This window comes from Nocardia sp. CA-119907 (genome assembly GCF_050955995.1).
Taxonomy (GTDB): domain Bacteria; phylum Actinomycetota; class Actinomycetes; order Mycobacteriales; family Mycobacteriaceae; genus Nocardia.
Window position 1 is genome coordinate 1,000,549 of the sequence record NZ_CP192091.1, and the last position, 17,418, is coordinate 1,017,966.

Genomic DNA, 17,418 nt, shown 5'->3' on the forward strand with positions numbered 1-17,418 from the left:
ACCAACTAGTGAACTTTTGCTCGAATTCGACCCGAATAGGGGAAAGGAAGTTACGTGCTAGACGTCAACTTCTTCGATGAACTCCGGATCGGTCTGGCCACCGCCGAAGACATCCGCCAGTGGTCCTACGGCGAGGTGAAGAAGCCGGAGACCATCAACTACCGCACGCTCAAGCCGGAGAAGGACGGCTTGTTCTGCGAGAAGATCTTCGGTCCCACCCGGGACTGGGAGTGCTACTGCGGCAAGTACAAGCGTGTCCGCTTCAAGGGCATCATCTGTGAGCGCTGTGGCGTCGAGGTGACTCGCGCCAAGGTGCGCCGTGAGCGGATGGGCCACATCGAGCTGGCCGCTCCGGTTACCCACATCTGGTACTTCAAGGGCGTGCCTTCGCGCCTCGGGTACCTGCTCGACCTGGCGCCGAAGGATCTGGAAAAGATCATCTACTTCGCCGCCTACGTCATCGTCGGTGTCGACGAGGAGCTGCGTCACAACGAGCTCTCCACGCTCGAGGCCGAGATGGAGGTCGAGAAGAAGGCCGTCGCCGATCAGCGCGACGCCGACCTGGAGGCTCGCGCCCAGAAGCTCGAGGCCGATCTGGCCGAGCTCGAGGCCGAGGGTGCCAAGTCCGATGTGCGCCGCAAGGTCAAGGACGGCGGCGAGCGTGAGATGCGTCAGCTCCGTGACCGGGCCCAGCGCGAACTGGACCGGCTCGAGGAGATCTGGACCACCTTCACCAAGCTGTCGGTCAAGCAGCTCATCGTCGATGAGGTGCTCTACCGCGAGCTGATCGATCGCTACGGCGAGTACTTCACCGGCGCCATGGGTGCGGAGTCCATCCAGAAGCTGATGGAGAACTTCGACATCGACGCCGAGGCCGAGTCGCTGCGCGAGACCATTCGCTCCGGCAAGGGCCAGAAGAAGCTGCGCGCGCTCAAGCGGCTCAAGGTTGTCGCGGCCTTCCAGGCCAATGGCAACTCGCCCATGGGCATGGTGCTCGACGCCGTTCCGGTGATCCCGCCGGAGCTGCGCCCGATGGTTCAGCTCGACGGTGGCCGCTTCGCCACCTCCGACCTGAACGACCTGTACCGCCGCGTGATCAACCGCAACAACCGCCTCAAGCGACTGATCGATCTGGGTGCGCCCGAGATCATCGTCAACAACGAGAAGCGGATGCTGCAGGAGTCGGTGGACGCGCTGTTCGACAACGGCCGCCGCGGCCGTCCGGTCACCGGTCCGGGTAACCGCCCGCTGAAGTCCCTGAGCGACCTGCTCAAGGGCAAGCAGGGGCGTTTCCGTCAGAACCTGCTCGGTAAGCGCGTCGACTACTCGGGCCGTTCGGTCATCGTGGTCGGTCCGCAGCTGAAGCTGCACCAGTGCGGTCTGCCCAAGCTGATGGCGCTGGAGCTGTTCAAGCCGTTCGTGATGAAGCGTCTGGTCGACCTGAACCACGCGCAGAACATCAAGTCCGCCAAGCGGATGGTCGAGCGGCAGCGGCCCCAGGTGTGGGATGTCCTCGAAGAGGTCATCGCCGAGCACCCGGTGCTGCTGAACCGTGCGCCCACCCTGCACCGCCTCGGCATCCAGGCCTTCGAGCCGCAGCTGGTGGAAGGTAAGGCCATCCAGCTGCACCCGCTGGTCTGTGAGGCGTTCAACGCCGACTTCGACGGTGACCAGATGGCCGTGCACCTGCCGCTGTCCGCGGAGGCGCAGGCCGAGGCCCGCATCCTGATGCTGTCCTCGAACAACATCCTGTCGCCCGCCTCGGGTCGTCCGCTGGCCATGCCGCGTCTGGATATGGTGACCGGTCTGTACTACCTGACCCGCCTGGAACAGGGCGCGAAGGGCGAGTACCAGACGGCCACCAAGGACGCACCGGAGCAGGGCGTGTACTCCTCGCCCGCCGAGGCGCAGATGGCGGTGGACCGCGGTGAGCTCACCGTGCGTTCGCTGATCAAGGTACGGCTCACCGACCAGCGCCCGCCGAAGGCTGTCGAGGCGGAGCTGTTCCCGGATGGTTGGAGCCGCGGCGACGCGTGGATTGCCGAGACCACCCTCGGTCGCGTGCTGTTCAACGAGCTGCTCCCGGCGGACTACGCGTTCATCAACGAGCAGATGCCGAAGAAGCGTCAGGCGACGATCATCAACGATCTGGCCGAGCGCTACCCGATGATCGTGGTCGCGCAGACCGTCGACAAGCTGAAGGACGCCGGCTTCTACTGGGCCACCCGTTCCGGTGTGACGGTCTCGATGTCGGACGTGCTCGTTCCGCCGGAGAAGACCGAGATCATGGAGCGCTACGAGGCGCAGTCCGATCAGATCGAGAAGAAGTACCAGCGTGGTGCTCTCGATCATCAGGAGCGCAACAACGCCCTGGTCAAGATCTGGCAGGAGGCGACCGAAGAGGTCGGTAAGGCGCTGCGTTCGCACTACCCGGCCGACAATCCGATCATCACGATCGTCGACTCGGGCGCGACCGGTAACTTCACCCAGACTCGTACCCTCGCCGGTATGAAGGGCCTGGTTACCAACCCGAAGGGTGAGTTCATCCCGCGGCCGATCAAGTCCTCCTTCCGTGAGGGCCTGACGGTTCTGGAGTACTTCATCAACACCCACGGTGCCCGTAAGGGTCTGGCCGACACCGCGCTGCGCACCGCCGACTCGGGTTACCTGACCCGTCGTCTGGTGGACGTGTCGCAGGACGTCATCGTGCGCGAGCACGACTGTGGCACCGAGCGCGGCATCCTGGTGCCGATCGCGGAGAAGCAGCTCGACGGCTCGCTGATCCGGGACGCGCACGTGGAGACCTCCGCATACGCGCGGACGCTCGCGGCCGACGCGATCGACGCGAACGGCAATGTCATCGTGGAGAAGGGCGCCGACCTCGGCGACCCGGCCATCGAGGCACTGCTCGACGCCGGTATCACCGATGTGAAGGTCCGCTCCGTGCTGACCTGCACCACCGGCACCGGCGTCTGCGCCACCTGCTACGGCCGCTCGATGGCGACCGGCAAGCTGGTGGATATCGGTGAGGCCGTCGGTATCGTCGCCGCGCAGTCCATCGGTGAGCCCGGTACCCAGCTGACCATGCGTACCTTCCACCAGGGTGGTGTCGCGGGTGACGACATCACCGGCGGTCTGCCCCGTGTGCAGGAGCTCTTCGAGGCTCGTGTGCCCAAGGGCAAGGCGCCGATCGCGGAGGTCTCGGGTCGGGTGCGGCTCGAGGACGACGATCGCTTCTACAAGATCACCATCATCCCGGATGACGGTGGCGAAGAGGTTGTCTACGACAAGCTCTCGAAGCGTCAGCGCCTGCGCGTGTTCAAGCACGACGACGGCACCGAGCGTCTGCTCTCCGATGGTGACCACGTCGAGGTCGGCCAGCAGCTGCTGGAAGGCGCGGCGGATCCGCATGAGGTGCTGCGCGTGATGGGCCCCCGTCAGGTGCAGATCCACCTGGTCCACGAGGTCCAGGAGGTCTACCGCTCGCAGGGTGTGTCGATCCACGACAAGCACATCGAGGTCATCGTGCGCCAGATGCTGCGTCGCGTGACGATCATCGATTCCGGTGCCACGGAGTTCCTGCCCGGCTCGCTCACCGAGCGCGCCGAGTTCGAGGCCTCCAACCGTCGCGTCGTCGCCGAGGGCGGCGAGCCCGCGGCGGGTCGCCCGGTGCTGATGGGTATCACGAAGGCGTCGCTGGCGACCGATTCGTGGCTCTCGGCGGCATCCTTCCAGGAGACCACCCGAGTTCTGACCGACGCGGCCATCAACTGCCGCTCGGACAAGCTCATCGGCCTCAAGGAAAACGTGATCATCGGCAAGCTGATCCCGGCCGGTACCGGTATCAACCGCTACCGCAACATCCAGGTCCAGCCGACCGAAGAGGCTCGTGCCGCGGCGTACGCGGTGCCGTCCTACGACGACACCTACTACAGCCCGGACAGCTTCGGCGCCACCACCGGCGCCGCGGTCCCGCTCGACGATTACGGTTTCAGCGACTACCGGTAGTCCGGCAGTGCCGTAACAGCATTCGGCCCCCGTTCCATTCGGAACGGGGGCCGATGTGCGTTTCCGTATCAATCTCACCGAACTCACGTGGTGCCCGACGTCACCGGCTGGCTGAACTGATCGGTGACGTTGGCGCGGTTACGCGTTGGTTGTTCATTCGACGGTTGCGTGGTGGTGGGGTGGGTTTGTCACGATGAGGTGTATGCGACAGTGGTTCGTGGCTGGCGTGGCCGGGGTGTTGGTGGCCGCCGCCGGTGCGGCGTCGGCGGACGGACCGGGGCGAAGTTTCGATCTGCAGGCGCATCGCGGTGGTGCCGCACTGGTGGTGGAGAACACCCTGGCCGCTTTTGCGAATGCGTTGGAGCTCGGCGTCAGCACCTTGGAATTGGATGTGCAGATCACGGCGGATGGGTTCGCGGTGGTCACCCATGATCGGGATCCGAGTCCGGACAAATGTGTCGATACCGCGCCCGCGTTTCCCGGTGATCCTCGGTTTCCGTATGTGCCCGGTACGCAGTTCATTCGGGATCTGACATTGGCCCAGGTGCGGACAATCGATTGTGGCTCCAAGCAATTGGCCGCATTTCCGGATCAGCGGATTGTGCCGGGGGAGCGAATGCCGTTGCTATCGGAGGTATTCGATCTGGTGCGGGCGTATCGCGCCGATGACGTCATGCTGAATATCGAAACGAAGGTGGAGGCGGGTGCTCCGGAGCAGACCGCGCCGCGGGAGCAGTTCGTCCAGGTGGTCGCGGCGCAGGTGCATCGGTCGCAGCTCGAGAACCGGGTGACCATCCAGAGTTTCGACTGGGGCGCGCTGATGCGGATGCGAGAGGTGGCGCCGGAATTGCCGATCGTCGCGCTGACCAATGGGCAGCAATTTCTGCAGGCGGGTCGGCCGGGCGCGTCGCCTTGGTTGGGCGGCATCGATATCGATGACTTCTCGGGCACACTGCCGGAGAAATATGTGGCGGCAGCGGCGTCGTTCGGCGCGAATGTCCTGTCGCCGGTGCACGGTAGCCCGCAGGACGGCACGGTCGAGGATCCCGGCTACGCGGCGTTCACCACCGCCGAACTGGTTCGTGCCGCACACGAGCGCGGCATGACCGTGGTGCCGTGGACGGTGGACGATCGCGTCACCATGACCGCGCTGATCGATCGCGGCGTGGACGGTCTGATCACCAACCGTCCGGATCTAACGCGTGCCATCCTCGCTGAACGCGGCTACCGGCTCCCCAGGTCGTATCACCGCTAGTCCATCTGGTGCGGGGCTGTGGTGTGCGGGGCGGGTTCGGTTCGTAGGCTGGTAGCGGCCTCGGCCGGGATTGCCGGGTTCAGCCGCCGACTTCGAGACGGGATGACTGCCATGACTGATGGGCAACAGCCGGGCGGTTACGGCTACCCCGCCAACCAGCCCGGATATGGTCCGCAGCCGGGGTACGGGTATCCGGCGCAGCCGCCTGCCCATCTGGGCTGGGCGATCGGGGCCACCATCCTGGGGACCCTCACCTGCATGGTGGGCTCCGTGCTCGGCATTGTATCGATTCTCTTCGGTGCGCAGGTGCATTCGAAATGGCACGGCGGGGATTTCGCGGGTGCGTTCGATGCGTCCAAGAAGGCGAAGGCCTGGGCGATCGCCGCCACTGTTGCCAATGTGGTCTGTGCGGTTCTCGCGGTCGGCTATCTCGTCGTGACGCTGACGAGTACGTCCTCGTACTGACCGTGGCACTCCGCCCGAGCACGATTTTGTGGACAACCGCGCACCGCCGAGGTATGAAAATAGAACACGTTTCAGTTTAGTGGGAGATGCGATGGACAGCGCAGCCATGGGCGAGCTGGTGATGGCCGGTTTTCAGAAGCTCGGGTTTATCCAGTACGCCGGGATCGAGGGGGCCGAGTTCGGCGCGGGCCGCAATGTCGTGACGATCGCGCCCAAGCCCGAACACCTCAACCACAACGGTGATCTGCACGCCGCGGTGCTGTTCGGCCTGGCCGAGACCGCGGCGATGGGTGCGTCGGTCTCGGGCATCGTCGATCTCATGGGTGAGACGTTCATCGTGGCCCGCGACGGCCGGATCGAATATCTGGCCCGGGCCAAGGGCGCGGCGGGCCCGTTCCGCGCGACCTCCGAGCTGTCCGCCGAAACGCTCGAGCGGGTGCGCGCCGATATCGCGGCGCGGGTCGATGTCGAATTGGCGGTGCCGGTGGATATTACCGACAACACCGGAAAGTCGGTCGCCGCATCGGCTTTCACCGCGGTCATCCGTCCCAGGAGGAAGTGACCGCGGATATCGGACGGTAGTCGGGAGGGCGGCCGAGCCGCTCTCCCGGCCGGATCAGCGCTCGCTGTCCAGCAACGCCATTTGCGCGGCCGCGTAGCGCTCACCCGCGATCTGATCCGCGGGCACCGCGGCCTCGATGCTGGCCAGTTCCTCGGCGCTGAGCTGGATATCCAGTGCGCCAAGGGATTCCGACCAGCGTTCGCGGGTTCGCGCGCCGAGGATCGGTACGATATCCGCGCCCCGGGTCAGCACCCAGGCAATGGCCAGCTGCGCGATCGAAACATCCTTCGTCGCGGCGATATTCGCGAGCGCATCAACCAATTTGAGGTTCTGGTCGAGATTCTCTCCCTGGAAGCGTGGGCTGTGCGCACGGAAATCGGTGGGGGCGAAGCTCGCGCCCTGGCGGACCGAATCGCTCAGCAGGCCGCGTGACAGCACGCCATACGCGGTGATTCCGATGCCGAGTTCCCTTACCGCGGGCAGTATTTCGGCCTCGATACCGCGTGAGATCAGCGAATATTCGATCTGCAGATCCACGATCGGATGTACAGCCGCGGCTCGGCGGATGGTATCCACACCGACCTCGGACAGCCCGATGTGCCGGATGTAGCCCGCCTCGACCAGTTCGGCCATGGCGCCGATGGTCTCCTCGATCGGAACGTTCGGATCCAATCGCGCGGGCCGGTAGATGTCGATGTAGTCGACGCCGAGGCGCTGCAGGCTGTAGATGAGGAAATTGCGCAGTGCGACGGGTCGGTTATCGGTGCCGCCCCAGCTGCCGCCCGGTCCGCGCAGCGCGCCGAACTTCACACTGAGTACGACATCCTCGCGAGGACGTTCGGCGATGGCCCTGCCGATCAGCATCTCGTTATGGCCCGCGCCGTAGAAGTCGCCGGTATCGATGAGATTTGCGCCGGAGTCCAGGGCCGCGTGGATGGCCGCGATCGATTCGGTGTCGTCGGCGGCGCCGTACATGCCGGACATGCCCATGGCGCCGAGTCCGATGCGGCTGACGGCCGGGCCGGTTTTGCCGAGTTCGGTATCGGTGGTGATCTTCGGTGTCGTCATGGATCAAGCTTGAGCCCTGGAAAAGGGGTGCGGCAGAGATCGCTTATCGGGGGATCGGCGATCCCTGGCTCGGCGGCGGGCATTGCGGGACAGTGGTGATATGGACCGTTCCGAACTGGCCGATTTCCTGCGCAGGCGCCGGGAACAGTTGACGCCTGCCGATGTCGGGCTGCCGCCGGGCGTCCGCCGCCGCACCCCCGGGCTGCGCCGGGACGAGGTCGCCCTGCTCGCGGGCATGTCGACCGACTACTACACCCGCTTGGAGCAGTCCCGTGGCCCGCGGCCGTCCACGCAGGTGCTCGCCGCGCTGGCGCGGGCACTGCGCTTCAGCAATGACGAACGCGACCACCTCTACCACCTGTGCGACCACACCCCGCCCGGGCGCGAGTTCGCGGATAAGCACGTCGGTCCCGGGATCATGCATGTGCTGGCGAAGCTGGACGACACCGCGGCCACCGTTATCACCGACCTCGGTGAGGTCTTGGTGCAGAACCGGATGCACACGCTGCTCGTCGGTGATCACGCGAATCGCCGTGGCTGGGATCGGTTCTACGCCTGGCGGTGGTTCACCGACCCGTCGTCGCGGGCCATTTTCCCGGCGGAGGACTGGGATCGGCTGGGCCGCAAGCATGTCGCGGACCTGCGCGCGACCGCCGCCCGTCGTTCCGGCGATGCCGATGTCACCGAATTCGTGAGCCGATTGCGTGCCGCGAGTGCGGAATTCGAGCGGCTCTGGAACGAGCACGAAGTGGCGGTGCGAATCTCCGACACCAAGCGGATCCTGCATCCCGAGGTCGGTCTGATCGATACGATCTGCGAAACCCTGCTCACTCCGAACGAGGCACAGCGACTACTGGTCTACCTGCCCCGTCCGGGTACCGATGCGGCGGAGAAGCTGGATCTGTTGCGGGTCATCGGCACGCAGCGCCTGCTGCCCGCCCACGACGGGTGAATCACCCAGCTCCGCAGTCGATTACGGTGCTCAGGGATTGACGTTGAAGTAGTCCATCGCGGCTTGGACCGCCGGCTCACCACCGCCGACCGACAGACCGGCGAATGCGCCGATGACGCCACCCACCACCGTGGTGATCGGAACGGTGACGAAGTCGACGACGAACAGGCCGAGCGGGAAGCCGAGTACGAAACCGATGGCCGCACCGATGGCGGCACCGGTCAGGACCTGCGGCATCGACTTCTCGATCTGACCGAAGAAGCGCTCCTGGGTGCTGACATCGCGCACCGGCTCATCCGACCCGCTGATGGGCGTCAGCGACAGCCGGGTACCCGCCTCGTCGATGACCGGGGCCAGATTGATCCGGTGTCCGCCGATATTCAGCGCGGTCGGCAGCGCGGCGACGACCTGTCCGTTGTGATCGGTCAGCGAGATGACCTTGTTCTCCCGGACTAGATCCCACCGGCCCTCCGAAATGGTGGTCACCACGGCATGGCGGTTCTCGGCCGCGGTGACGTGGTAGCCGATCTGCTGGAATACGCCCTGCAGGTCGAGTGGTGCGTCGGCGGCCGAATTCGCCACGGGCGGTGTGGGTTCCGCGTGCACGACACTGGCTCCGATCGTGGTGGTCGCCAGAGCCAGCAGTGCTGTCGCGGTAATAGTGGAGATCCTCATCGTGCTCTTCTCGTCGCGCCACCCGAGTGGAATATCCGTTTCGGTTGCCGACGAAGATACCGTTTCGTGATCGACATCAGAAGAGGGCCATGGCCTTAATTTCATCGGGGCCGCGCGGCGGTGCCTCGAAATCAGGTTCTGGCCTGGCCGATTCGGCGCTTGCGCGGCTTCAGATGCAGGCCCGGCAATGGCGGGGCCGGGATGCGCTGTTCCGAAGTGTGGCCCGCGATATCGGCGAAACGGTCGAGATCGTGCTTCTCCCAATCATTTCGGGCCGCCACGATGTCCTCGTGGCTGCGGCCGACGAAATTCCACCACATCACCAGTTCTTCGCCGAACGGTTCGCCACCGATCAGCGCGAAGTGGGCGCCCTCGGTGCTGTTGAGTCGCAGTTCGTCGCGGCCGGTGCCCAGATAGAGCAGTGGGCCAGCGGCGATTTCGGTGTCGGCGGCGGTGAGGTTGCCGTCGATCACCATGAGTGCGTGCTCGAAATCGGGATCCAGAGCGATAGTGGTATCGGTGCCGGGCTCGATCCGCACATCCGCGCCGACGATCGGCGTATAAGCCTTGGCGGGTGAGGTGAGTCCGGCGAAGGTGCCGATCAGCACGATGGCCCGCACTCCGGTGGCCTGGTAGACCGGCAGGTCGCGATGCTGCTCGAAATGCGGATCGATACCGAGGCTGTCGCCGGGCAGTGCGATCCACAGCTGCAGCCCGTGCCCGGCGTGCGCACCGGCGACGCCGTATTCGGAATGGGCGATGCCGCGGCCGGAGGTCATCAGGTTCAGCTGACCCGGTTCGATCTCCACATCGGAGCCGATCGAATCACGATGGCGGATCCGTCCGTCGAACGGCCAGGTCACCGTCTGCAGTCCGATATGCGGATGCGGGTCGATATCCGGCGATGCACCCGTCTTGGTGACCGTTGGCGAGCCGAAATGATCGAGGAAGCACCAGGCGCCGACGGTCGGCAGATCACGTTGCGGCAGTACGCGTTCCACGTAGACGCCGCGCACACCGCCGAGTGGGACCTCGCGCGCCGGATAGAACTCCGCGACCGGTCCCGGACCCGGCGATGCCTCGCAGACCGCCTCCTCCGGATGCGAATCGAGATCACTCACCGCGTGACGCCCTTGCCGACCACATGCTCGTCGTACTGCGGATGCTTCTCGAGGTAGGCCTTGATGAACGGGCACAGCGGTCGGATCACCCGGCCGCGGGCGATCACATCCTCGATCGCGTTCTTGGCCAGGATGCTGCCGAGGCCCTTGCCGGAGAACGCGCCATCGATCTCGGTGTGGATGAACACCGTCTCGTCATCGCGCTCTTCGTATTCGCTGAACCCGGCGAGGTCACCGCCGAAGAACACTTCGTAGCGCTTCTTCTCGTCGTTGCGGACGACCTTGCTCTCGGGCGTCGGTTCGGTCATGGTCGGCTTCTCCTTCCGCGGTCGCACCGGGTGCTTGCTGAGGATCGACACCCTGTTGAATGCGCCGATCGTGGTGGCGATCCAGAGGATCACCGAGACCTGATCATCGGATAAATGCTCTCGAGCCCGAGCGTACTCACGGTCCATCGTCGCCTCATCCGGCAGCGTGGTGCTGAGTTCGGCCAGTGCCAGCGCGGCCCGCTCCTGCGGTGTGTAGAGCTCGGTGCGGTCCCATGCGGGCAGTACGGCGAGTTCGCGCTCGGTGGCACCGGCCGCGACGGCCGCGCGATGGTGCACGTCGAGGCAGTAGGCGCAGCCGTTGATCTGCGAGACGCGCAGGTTGATCAATTCGATGAGCTTGCGGTTCAGTCCGGCCGCGGCACCCGCCGCGCGGACCGTGCTGGCCACGGTGTTCAGGGTTCGAAACGCTTCCGGGGTCTGCTTATCCATGAACACACGCCCGCCTGGAGACTCCATAGCTCCGGATAGTAGAGCAGCACGGCGATATGCCCGGACTGCGGTCCGGATCGCCGTGCTGCGCGGGGTGTGATCGTGTGCCGTGCCGGCTCAGCCGACGTCGTTGAACCGCCGGACCTGCAGCGGCTCGAGCAGGATCTCCGCCAATGCGGCGGCACACTCCTTCAGATGCGGCGTTTCGAAATGCGCCGCGAGCGCCGCCTCGTCGACCCACTCCTCGAGCAGCACCACGCGGCTCGGATCGCTCGGGTGCAGGTACAGCTCGTAGGCCAGACAACCTGGTTCGGCGAGCGTCGGCGCGACCATATCCTCCAGCGTTTCGCGCAACTCGGTCTCGTGACCGGGTTTGGCGGTGAACCGGACATTGAGTGTCAGGGTGGACACCGATGACTCCTGATGTGTTGTGCTGCTCGGGCAGCCTGCGCGCAGGCGCTAGGCGCGGTTATTCCCGGCCGGCGGAGGTGAAGGACATATCCGCGTAGCGGTCTCCGGCCACCTTGTCGGCGATCGGGTCCAGCGTGGCCAATTCCTCGGCGGTGAGCGAAATGGTCGCGGCGGCGACGTTATCGGCGAGCCGGGTGCGGCTGCGGGTGCCCGGAATCGGGACCACTGCCAGCCCGCGCACACCCGCCTGAGCGTGCACCCACGCCAATGCCACCTGGGCGAGGGAGATGCCGCGGGCGTCCGCGATGGCGCGCAGCGGCGCGAGCAGTTCGACATTGTGCGCCGCGTTATCGCCGGAGAAGCGCGGCTGCTGGTGCCGGAAGTCCGTGCCATCGGTCAAATCGCTGGCCGTGGCGAAGGATCCGGTGAGGAATCCGCGACCCAGCGGCGAGTACGACACGAAGGTGATGCCGAGTTCGGCGGCCGTGGGTACCGCGCTGTCCTCGACATCTCGGGAGAACAGCGACCATTCGGACTGCACAGCCGCGATCGGATGGACCGCATGGGCCGCGCGCAGTTCGTGGCCGGTCACCTCGGACAGTCCCAGCGCCCGAACCTTGCCCTGCGCGACGAGTTCGGCCATCGTGGCGACCGATTCCTCGATCGGGACCGCCGGATCGCGACGGTGCATGTAGTACAGGTCGATGGTGTCGACGCCGAGCCGGCGCAGGCTGGCATCGACCGCTTTGCGAATGTATTCGGGGGAGTTGTCGATGCCGCGGTAGGTGGGATCGTCGGCCTTGCGGACGACGCCGAACTTGGTGGCGAGGACCAGCCGGTCGCGATTGGCTCGCACGAAATCGCTGAGGAATTCCTCGTTATGGCCCGAGCCGTATATGTCGGCGGTGTCGAACAGCGTGACACCCAGCTCCAGTGCGCGATCCAGGGTCGCCCGCGATTCGGTCAGGTCCGATGGGCCGTAGAAATCGCTGATTCCCATGCAGCCCAGGCCTTGTGTGCCCACCCGGATGCCGCTGGCACCCAGGGCTGCGGTCGGAAGCGAGCTCATATTTTGATCCCTTCACATGGTTGCGTGAGTGCGGCCGGCTTGACGGCGGAGGTCTTGCCCTCGTACAGGTCGATCTTGTAATCCAGCACGGCCACCGTCTGGCGGAGTTCGTCGATCTTGGCGAGCACCTCGGCGCGGGTATTGCGGAACATCTGCAGCCGCTCGGGCACGGTGGATTCCCCCTCCCGCACCAATTCGGCATAGCGGACCATGTCGGCCACCGACATCCCGGTGGTGCGCAGCCTGCCGATCAATGCCAACCACTCCAGATCGCGATTGCTGAACCGGCGCTTCCCGGCGTGATCGCGCCCGATGTAGTTCATCAGCCCGATCCGCTCGTACCACCGCAACGTGTCGCGGCTGAGGCCGGACCGATCGGCCGCCTCACCGATCGAATACTGCGGCTTCTCCCGATCGATATCGACGGCCTGCTGATCACCGACAACCTGACCTACGGCTCCACCCACTGCACTCGCCCTTCTCGATGAACACAAACGACGTTAGCCACCTGGAGCGCACTCCAAGCAAGTCTCAATTCTGCCGAAGCGCGGCTTCGCTTGCCGCCGACCCGGTACTTTGCGTGGGACACTGGAGCCGACCAGGGTGGGGCGAGCTGAGGAGCGAGGGTGACGGCACTTCCTGAACCACGACGGCTGCTGACGATGAAGGACTGGCTGGCCCTTCACGAGGACTATCAGTTCCGTTTGGAATTGCAGGAGGGGAGCCTCATCATGGCGCCGTCGCCAGAGCCGGAGCATATGCTGGCGGGCCTGGATCTCGGTTCTCAGGTGCGCGTTCAGCTTCCTCCGGACTTGGTCGCCGTCCCGGAGGTGGATATCAATCTGGAATTGGCGGGTGAGGACGAGCCTGCGACAGTCCGTCGGCCGGATTTGGTGTTGGTGCGGCGCAGCGAACTACAGCGTCGCAAGTCCGAGGGCGGGATTCTGCGTGCATCAGGTGTAGTCGCCGTCATCGAGATTGTCTCGCCCGGATCGCGGCGCATGGATTACAAGGTCAAACGTGTCGATTATGCCGATGCCGGGATTCCGCACTACTGGATCATCGATCTCGACTCACCCGTGAGTCTGCTTCCGTTGTCGCTGACCGAGGAGCTGGGTTACGTCGACAACGGTGAGGTGACCGGCACGTATACGACCACCTCACCGTGTCCACTCACGATCCAGCTCGATCAGTTGGGCTGAGACCCACCGTCGCGCTTGGGTAACTCCTGTACCGCCCACTTGTTCCCGTCGGGATCGGCGAAGAAGGTGAACAGGCCCCAGCCCATATCCTTCACGGGGGTCGCCTCCACACCGGCCGCGACCAGCTGTTGGTATGCGTCCTCGGCGCTCGCGACGACCATCTGCATGCCGACGACGCTGCCGGGTGCGGCGTCGGTGATGCCCTCGCCGATGCAGATGGAGCAGCCGGAGCCGGGCGGGGTCAGTTGGACGAAGCGCAGGCCCTCGTTGACGCGGTGGTCGTGGTCGGGGTTGAAGCCGATCTTGGTGTAGAAGTCCTTGGCGCGGTCCACATCGGTCACCGGAATGGCGACCAGTTCGATTTTCCAATCCATCTGCTGAGCATCTCATCGGCTCGACGGCGAGAACTAGTTTTCGCACCTACCCTGGTGACATGCCAGGTAAGGACATCGACCGGATCAGGGGCCGCGCGGCCTGGGCCACGGTCAAGGAAAGCCCGGTGATCACCGCCATCGCGGTGGCGCCGTTCGTACTGGCGCTCGGCGTCGTGTGGTGGCTGCTCGGCGGATTCGCCGCGTTCGTCCTGCTCGTCGTCCTCGGCGTCGTCGTGGTCGTGGGCGGCAAATTACTGCGCTGACGACGCCGAGCACGTGCTCAGCGCGGGATGTGGAAGCGCACCAGATCACCGGTGCCCTCGTCCACCTGCGCCCACGGCCGGTCGAATTCGAGCACCGCGAGTGCCGAGGTGGGGAATTTCCTGCTGAGCTCGATCGCCGGATCGGAATCCCGGTTGCTCGTCAACTCCCATGCCGTCCACGGCATTCCGGGTGCGTGCCCGATCACCAGCAGGGTCGCGACATCGTCATCGCTGAGCTGGATCAACTCGATGAGTGTGCGCGGCGACGCCTCATAGATGCCCGCCTCATAGACCACCGGTGCCGTGACCCCGGTGGCGGCAAGGGTCTCGCGCGTGCGTGTGGCGGTCGAGCAGCGCACCGCATCGATCGGTGGCTGGGTATCGCGCAACCACTGTCCGGCCAGGCCGGCCTCACGCTGACCGCGCGGCGCGAGCGGGCGCTCGTGATCAGAGATACCGTCGGGGTAGGCCGATTTACCGTGCCGCATGAGGATCAGAGTCCGCACCATGCAGATACGGTAAGGCCTAGGGGAAGAGAGGCCTCGACCACACTCGAGGCAAACTGAAAGCGGCATCACAACGCGGCGCCCCCTGGGGCACCCTCCGCAGGCTCCGCGGCGGTGACGCTCCCGCCCACACCTGACCCCCTTGGGTGGCTACAACCCACGTACATTTTCGAGGATCTGCACAATATGGCCTACGTAATCACGCAGCGTTGTTGCAACGACGCCAGCTGCGTCACCGAGTGCCCGGTCGATTGCATTCGTCCTACCCCGGATCAGCCGGAGTTCGCGACCACCGAAATGCTCTACATCGATCCCGACACCTGTATCGACTGCGGTGCCTGCGTCGACGCGTGCCCGGTTGAGGCGATCTTCTCCGAGGATGATCTGACCGCGTCGCTGGCCAGGTTCCGCGACATCAATGCCGCCTACTTCCAACGGCATCCGCTCGAATCGAACTTCGATCCGATCGTCACGCCCCCACGTCCGCCCAAGGAGCTCGGCACGCTTCGCGTCGCCATCGTCGGCGCGGGGCCGGCTGCCTGCTACGCCGCCGACGAACTGCTGCGGCGCTGCGATGTCGAGGTCGAGATGTTCGATCGGCTACCCACGCCGTGGGGGCTGGTGCGCGCGGGTGTCGCCCCCGACCACCCGGGCACCAAGACGGTCTCGGGCATGTTCGAATCGGCGTTCCGTCGCGAGACGCTGCAGTATTACCTCAATGTGGAGGTCGGTACGCACATCACGCACGAGGAACTGCTGGCCCATCATCACGCGGTCATCTATGCCGTCGGCGCATCCGCCGACCGGCGCCTCGGTGTGCCCGGCGAGGATCTGCCCGGCAGCCACTCGGCGACCGAGTTCGTCGCCTGGTACAACGGTCACCCCGACTTCGCGGACCGGCACTTCGACCTATCGGCCGAGCGCGCGGTGATCGTCGGCAACGGCAATGTCGCCCTCGATGTCGCCCGTGTGCTGACGGTGGATCCGGACGAACTCGCCAAGACCGATATCGCCGACTATGCCCTGGATGCGCTGCGCGCCAGCAATATCCGCGAGGTGGTCGTGCTCGGCAGGCGTGGTCCGCTGCAGGCGGCCTACACCTCGCCGGAGTTCCTGGCGCTCGCACATCTGAAGGGCGTCGATATCGTCGTCGACGAGGCCGACCTCGCCCTCGACCCGGCCAGCCAGGCGCTGCTCGACGATCCGCAGGTCGAGCCGTCGCTGCAGCTCAAGTACACCCTCGCCAAGGAGTTCGCGGCGGTCACCCGCGATCCGGCGAACAAGCGGATCGTCTTCCGCTACCTGGCCTCGCCTATCGCATTGCACGGTACCGATCACGTCGAGTCGGTGGAGTTCGCGCACAACGAATTGGTCAGTGAGAACGGCCAATTGGTGGCGCGCACGACCGATCGCGCCGAAACCCTGGAGACCGGACTGGTGCTGCGCTCCATCGGCTACAAGGGCAAACCGATCAAGGATCTGCCGTTCGACGAGCGCCGCGCGGTCATTCCCAATGAGCACGGGCGGGTAATCGGCGAAGATGGTATCCCGCTGCTCGGTGTCTATGTGAGCGGCTGGATCAAGCGTGGTCCGCGCGGTGTCATCGGGTCCAACCGCAACGACGCCGAGGAGACCGTCGAGCACCTGATCGCCGACTTCAGCACCGGCAAACTCGGTGCGCCACAGGCCGATCGGGCCGCGCTGAAGGCGCTGCTCGCGCAGCGGCAGGCCGATCTGGTCGACCGCGCGGGCTGGAAGGCCATCGATACAGCGGAGAAGTCCGCGGGCAAGGCCGCGGGACGTCCGCGGGTCAAATTCACCACTCGCGAGGACCTGCTCAAGGCCGCGCGCGGCTGAATCGGCGAGACCGGCTCCGTTCCGAGTGAACGGAGCCGGTTTGTTTTACAGGGGCATGATGCGCACGACCGTGGTGGTGATGCCGCCGACCACGAACCACAGCCGCAGTACCGGCCGCCCGGAGCGGTCGCCCGGCTCATAGCGGCTGCGCACCGTGACGTGCTGACGAGCGAGCACCGGCGCCACGTACTCGATCACCGCGCGATGCGGGCCCGCGACCAGCTTGGGGTACTCGACCAGGAACTGTTCCACCGCCTGCCAGTAACAGGCATTGTTGACATGGTTGTACTGGTCGATATCGGTGGCCCGCACTGGGAACGGCATATCGGTATCCGATTCCGGCGGTGTCGCGTCGATGAGGTAGGGCCGCCAGCGCAGGCGATGCTCATTGGTGGTCTGTGCCAGATAGGCCAGGCCCTCATCGCTGATCCGGGCTGGCATGTTGTTGGACTCGCTGATATTGATCCAGAAGCCCTCGGTCTCGATCAATCCGCCGTTGGCGCTGGTGACCCGGACCCGCATATTCGTCCACCGTGTGGACATGCTCGAACACCACCGCAGCAGCCGCACCTCGTCGGGCCACAGGATCGGCCGGATGACGTCGATGACCGTGCGTCGAACGATCCAGGTCGGATCGGTTGTATGCAGATTCGTCTGCTGCAGCTGCTCCCAGGCAATATCTTGCAGATAGCGTGCGACTGCGTCGAACCGCAAGCGGTTGTACGGATCTACATCGCCAGCCCGGATGGGCCACGCCGACGCAAACCCCATGCCCTCCTGGGGAAGCGGGGCGAGTGGCTGATCGAGTGACACTGGTGCTCCTCGCGCTGCACGGTGTGCCGCGTTCTTTTACGCTGCTGTTCTGAGACGAC

General features: G+C 65.2%; 18 protein-coding genes and 1 pseudogene. 8 read left to right on the forward strand and 11 right to left on the reverse strand.

The annotated features are described in order from the left end of the window. Window positions 1-54: 54 nt before the first annotated feature. From ACQP2D_RS04795 to ACQP2D_RS04810, 4 genes are all read left to right on the forward strand, one after another. Window positions 55-4,008 carry a DNA-directed RNA polymerase subunit beta' gene (locus tag ACQP2D_RS04795; protein ID WP_433682505.1) on the forward strand — a complete coding sequence of 1,318 codons (3,954 nt, stop codon included), beginning with the start codon at window positions 55-57 and terminating at the stop codon, window positions 4,006-4,008. 202 nt (window positions 4,009-4,210) lie between these two features. Continuing rightward, window positions 4,211-5,263 carry a glycerophosphodiester phosphodiesterase family protein gene (locus ACQP2D_RS04800; protein ID WP_433682506.1) on the forward strand — a complete coding sequence of 351 codons (1,053 nt, stop codon included), beginning with the start codon at window positions 4,211-4,213 and terminating at the stop codon, window positions 5,261-5,263. Window positions 5,264-5,374: 111 nt separating this feature from the next. Next, a complete protein-coding gene (locus ACQP2D_RS04805) occupies window positions 5,375-5,728 on the forward strand; it encodes a CD225/dispanin family protein (RefSeq protein ID WP_433682507.1) in 354 nt (117 codons plus the stop codon). Between the two features lie 91 nt (window positions 5,729-5,819). Next, the gene (locus ACQP2D_RS04810) at window positions 5,820-6,290 is read left to right on the forward strand and encodes a PaaI family thioesterase (RefSeq protein WP_433682508.1); all 471 of its coding nucleotides are present in this window, start codon (window positions 5,820-5,822) and stop codon (window positions 6,288-6,290) included. A gap of 54 nt (window positions 6,291-6,344) precedes the next feature. Here the strand turns inward: ACQP2D_RS04810 and ACQP2D_RS04815 are convergent, their stop codons facing one another. Then, window positions 6,345-7,358, reverse strand: coding sequence for an aldo/keto reductase (locus tag ACQP2D_RS04815; RefSeq protein ID WP_433682509.1), 1,014 nt, complete (start codon window positions 7,356-7,358; stop codon window positions 6,345-6,347). Window positions 7,359-7,458: 100 nt separating this feature from the next. Between ACQP2D_RS04815 and ACQP2D_RS04820 the strand changes: the two genes are divergently transcribed. Beyond that, window positions 7,459-8,310 carry a helix-turn-helix transcriptional regulator gene (locus ACQP2D_RS04820; RefSeq protein ID WP_433682510.1) on the forward strand — a complete coding sequence of 284 codons (852 nt, stop codon included), beginning with the start codon at window positions 7,459-7,461 and terminating at the stop codon, window positions 8,308-8,310. A 30-nt stretch (window positions 8,311-8,340) separates the two neighbouring features. Here ACQP2D_RS04820 and ACQP2D_RS04825 read toward each other — a convergent pair whose 3' ends face one another. From ACQP2D_RS04825 to ACQP2D_RS04855, 7 genes and pseudogenes are all read right to left on the reverse strand, one after another. Continuing rightward, complete coding sequence (locus ACQP2D_RS04825) at window positions 8,341-8,985, reverse strand: hypothetical protein (protein WP_433682511.1); 645 nt, start codon at window positions 8,983-8,985, stop codon at window positions 8,341-8,343. 131 nt (window positions 8,986-9,116) lie between these two features. Beyond that, the gene (locus ACQP2D_RS04830) at window positions 9,117-10,106 is read right to left on the reverse strand and encodes a pirin family protein (RefSeq protein ID WP_433682512.1); all 990 of its coding nucleotides are present in this window, start codon (window positions 10,104-10,106) and stop codon (window positions 9,117-9,119) included. Then, window positions 10,103-10,414: a GNAT family N-acetyltransferase gene (locus tag ACQP2D_RS04835; RefSeq protein WP_433685534.1), complete on the reverse strand. Its 312-nt coding sequence runs from the start codon at window positions 10,412-10,414 to the stop codon at window positions 10,103-10,105. Before ACQP2D_RS04835 ends, ACQP2D_RS04830 begins: the two co-directional genes overlap by 4 nt. Before the next feature lie 12 nt (window positions 10,415-10,426). Further along, window positions 10,427-10,891, reverse strand: a pseudogene (locus ACQP2D_RS04840) (carboxymuconolactone decarboxylase family protein); the annotation flags it as partial. A gap of 90 nt (window positions 10,892-10,981) precedes the next feature. Continuing rightward, window positions 10,982-11,275, reverse strand: a complete 294-nt coding sequence (locus tag ACQP2D_RS04845) for a putative quinol monooxygenase (RefSeq protein ID WP_433682513.1) — start codon at window positions 11,273-11,275, stop codon at window positions 10,982-10,984. A gap of 58 nt (window positions 11,276-11,333) precedes the next feature. Then, window positions 11,334-12,344, reverse strand: a complete 1,011-nt coding sequence (locus ACQP2D_RS04850; protein ID WP_433682514.1) for an aldo/keto reductase — start codon at window positions 12,342-12,344, stop codon at window positions 11,334-11,336. Beyond that, complete coding sequence (locus ACQP2D_RS04855; protein ID WP_433682515.1) at window positions 12,341-12,811, reverse strand: MerR family transcriptional regulator; 471 nt, start codon at window positions 12,809-12,811, stop codon at window positions 12,341-12,343. The genes ACQP2D_RS04850 and ACQP2D_RS04855 overlap by 4 nt, the downstream gene beginning before the upstream one ends. 159 nt (window positions 12,812-12,970) lie before the next feature. Here ACQP2D_RS04855 and ACQP2D_RS04860 point away from each other — a divergent pair, with 159 nt between their 5' ends. Beyond that, on the forward strand, window positions 12,971-13,546 hold the full coding sequence (locus ACQP2D_RS04860) for a Uma2 family endonuclease (protein WP_433682516.1): 576 nt from the start codon (window positions 12,971-12,973) through the stop codon (window positions 13,544-13,546). Here ACQP2D_RS04860 and ACQP2D_RS04865 read toward each other — a convergent pair. Further along, window positions 13,534-13,920 (reverse strand): glyoxalase superfamily protein, encoded by a 387-nt coding sequence (locus ACQP2D_RS04865; protein ID WP_433682517.1) that lies wholly within the window; start codon window positions 13,918-13,920, stop codon window positions 13,534-13,536. The two genes, ACQP2D_RS04860 and ACQP2D_RS04865, sit on opposite strands and share 13 nt — an antisense overlap. A 59-nt stretch (window positions 13,921-13,979) precedes the next feature. Here ACQP2D_RS04865 and ACQP2D_RS04870 point away from each other — a divergent pair, with 59 nt between their 5' ends. Further along, window positions 13,980-14,183: a hypothetical protein gene (locus ACQP2D_RS04870; RefSeq protein WP_354961774.1), complete on the forward strand. Its 204-nt coding sequence runs from the start codon at window positions 13,980-13,982 to the stop codon at window positions 14,181-14,183. Between the two features lie 17 nt (window positions 14,184-14,200). On the opposite strand, the gene ACQP2D_RS04875 is transcribed toward ACQP2D_RS04870, so the two are convergent. Beyond that, complete coding sequence (locus ACQP2D_RS04875) at window positions 14,201-14,692, reverse strand: SixA phosphatase family protein (protein WP_433682518.1); 492 nt, start codon at window positions 14,690-14,692, stop codon at window positions 14,201-14,203. Between the two features lie 183 nt (window positions 14,693-14,875). Between ACQP2D_RS04875 and ACQP2D_RS04880 the strand changes: the two genes are divergently transcribed. Next, entirely contained in the window at window positions 14,876-16,546 is a 1,671-nt protein-coding gene (locus tag ACQP2D_RS04880) for an FAD-dependent oxidoreductase (protein ID WP_433682519.1), read from the forward strand. A 45-nt stretch (window positions 16,547-16,591) separates the two neighbouring features. Here the strand turns inward: ACQP2D_RS04880 and ACQP2D_RS04885 are convergent, their stop codons facing one another. Next, window positions 16,592-17,359, reverse strand: coding sequence for an acyl-[acyl-carrier-protein] thioesterase (locus ACQP2D_RS04885; protein WP_433682520.1), 768 nt, complete (start codon window positions 17,357-17,359; stop codon window positions 16,592-16,594). Between the last annotated feature and the right edge of the window lie 59 nt (window positions 17,360-17,418).

What these genes read in the sequence shown, in the direction of transcription:
- ACQP2D_RS04800 (WP_433682506.1), top strand. Translation starts at nt 4,211, where the DNA reads ATGCGACAGTGGTTCGTGGCTGGCGTGGCCGGGGTGTTGGTGGCCGCC.
- ACQP2D_RS04805 (WP_433682507.1), top strand. Translation starts at nt 5,375, where the DNA reads ATGACTGATGGGCAACAGCCGGGCGGTTACGGCTACCCCGCCAACCAG.
- ACQP2D_RS04810 (WP_433682508.1), top strand. Translation starts at nt 5,820, where the DNA reads ATGGACAGCGCAGCCATGGGCGAGCTGGTGATGGCCGGTTTTCAGAAG.
- ACQP2D_RS04815 (WP_433682509.1), bottom strand. Translation starts at nt 7,358, where the DNA reads ATGACGACACCGAAGATCACCACCGATACCGAACTCGGCAAAACCGGC.
- ACQP2D_RS04820 (WP_433682510.1), top strand. Translation starts at nt 7,459, where the DNA reads ATGGACCGTTCCGAACTGGCCGATTTCCTGCGCAGGCGCCGGGAACAG.
- ACQP2D_RS04825 (WP_433682511.1), bottom strand. Translation starts at nt 8,985, where the DNA reads ATGAGGATCTCCACTATTACCGCGACAGCACTGCTGGCTCTGGCGACC.
- ACQP2D_RS04835 (WP_433685534.1), bottom strand. Translation starts at nt 10,414, where the DNA reads ATGACCGAACCGACGCCCGAGAGCAAGGTCGTCCGCAACGACGAGAAG.
- ACQP2D_RS04850 (WP_433682514.1), bottom strand. Translation starts at nt 12,344, where the DNA reads ATGAGCTCGCTTCCGACCGCAGCCCTGGGTGCCAGCGGCATCCGGGTG.
- ACQP2D_RS04865 (WP_433682517.1), bottom strand. Translation starts at nt 13,920, where the DNA reads ATGGATTGGAAAATCGAACTGGTCGCCATTCCGGTGACCGATGTGGAC.
- ACQP2D_RS04870 (WP_354961774.1), top strand. Translation starts at nt 13,980, where the DNA reads ATGCCAGGTAAGGACATCGACCGGATCAGGGGCCGCGCGGCCTGGGCC.
- ACQP2D_RS04875 (WP_433682518.1), bottom strand. Translation starts at nt 14,692, where the DNA reads ATGGTGCGGACTCTGATCCTCATGCGGCACGGTAAATCGGCCTACCCC.
- ACQP2D_RS04880 (WP_433682519.1), top strand. Translation starts at nt 14,876, where the DNA reads ATGGCCTACGTAATCACGCAGCGTTGTTGCAACGACGCCAGCTGCGTC.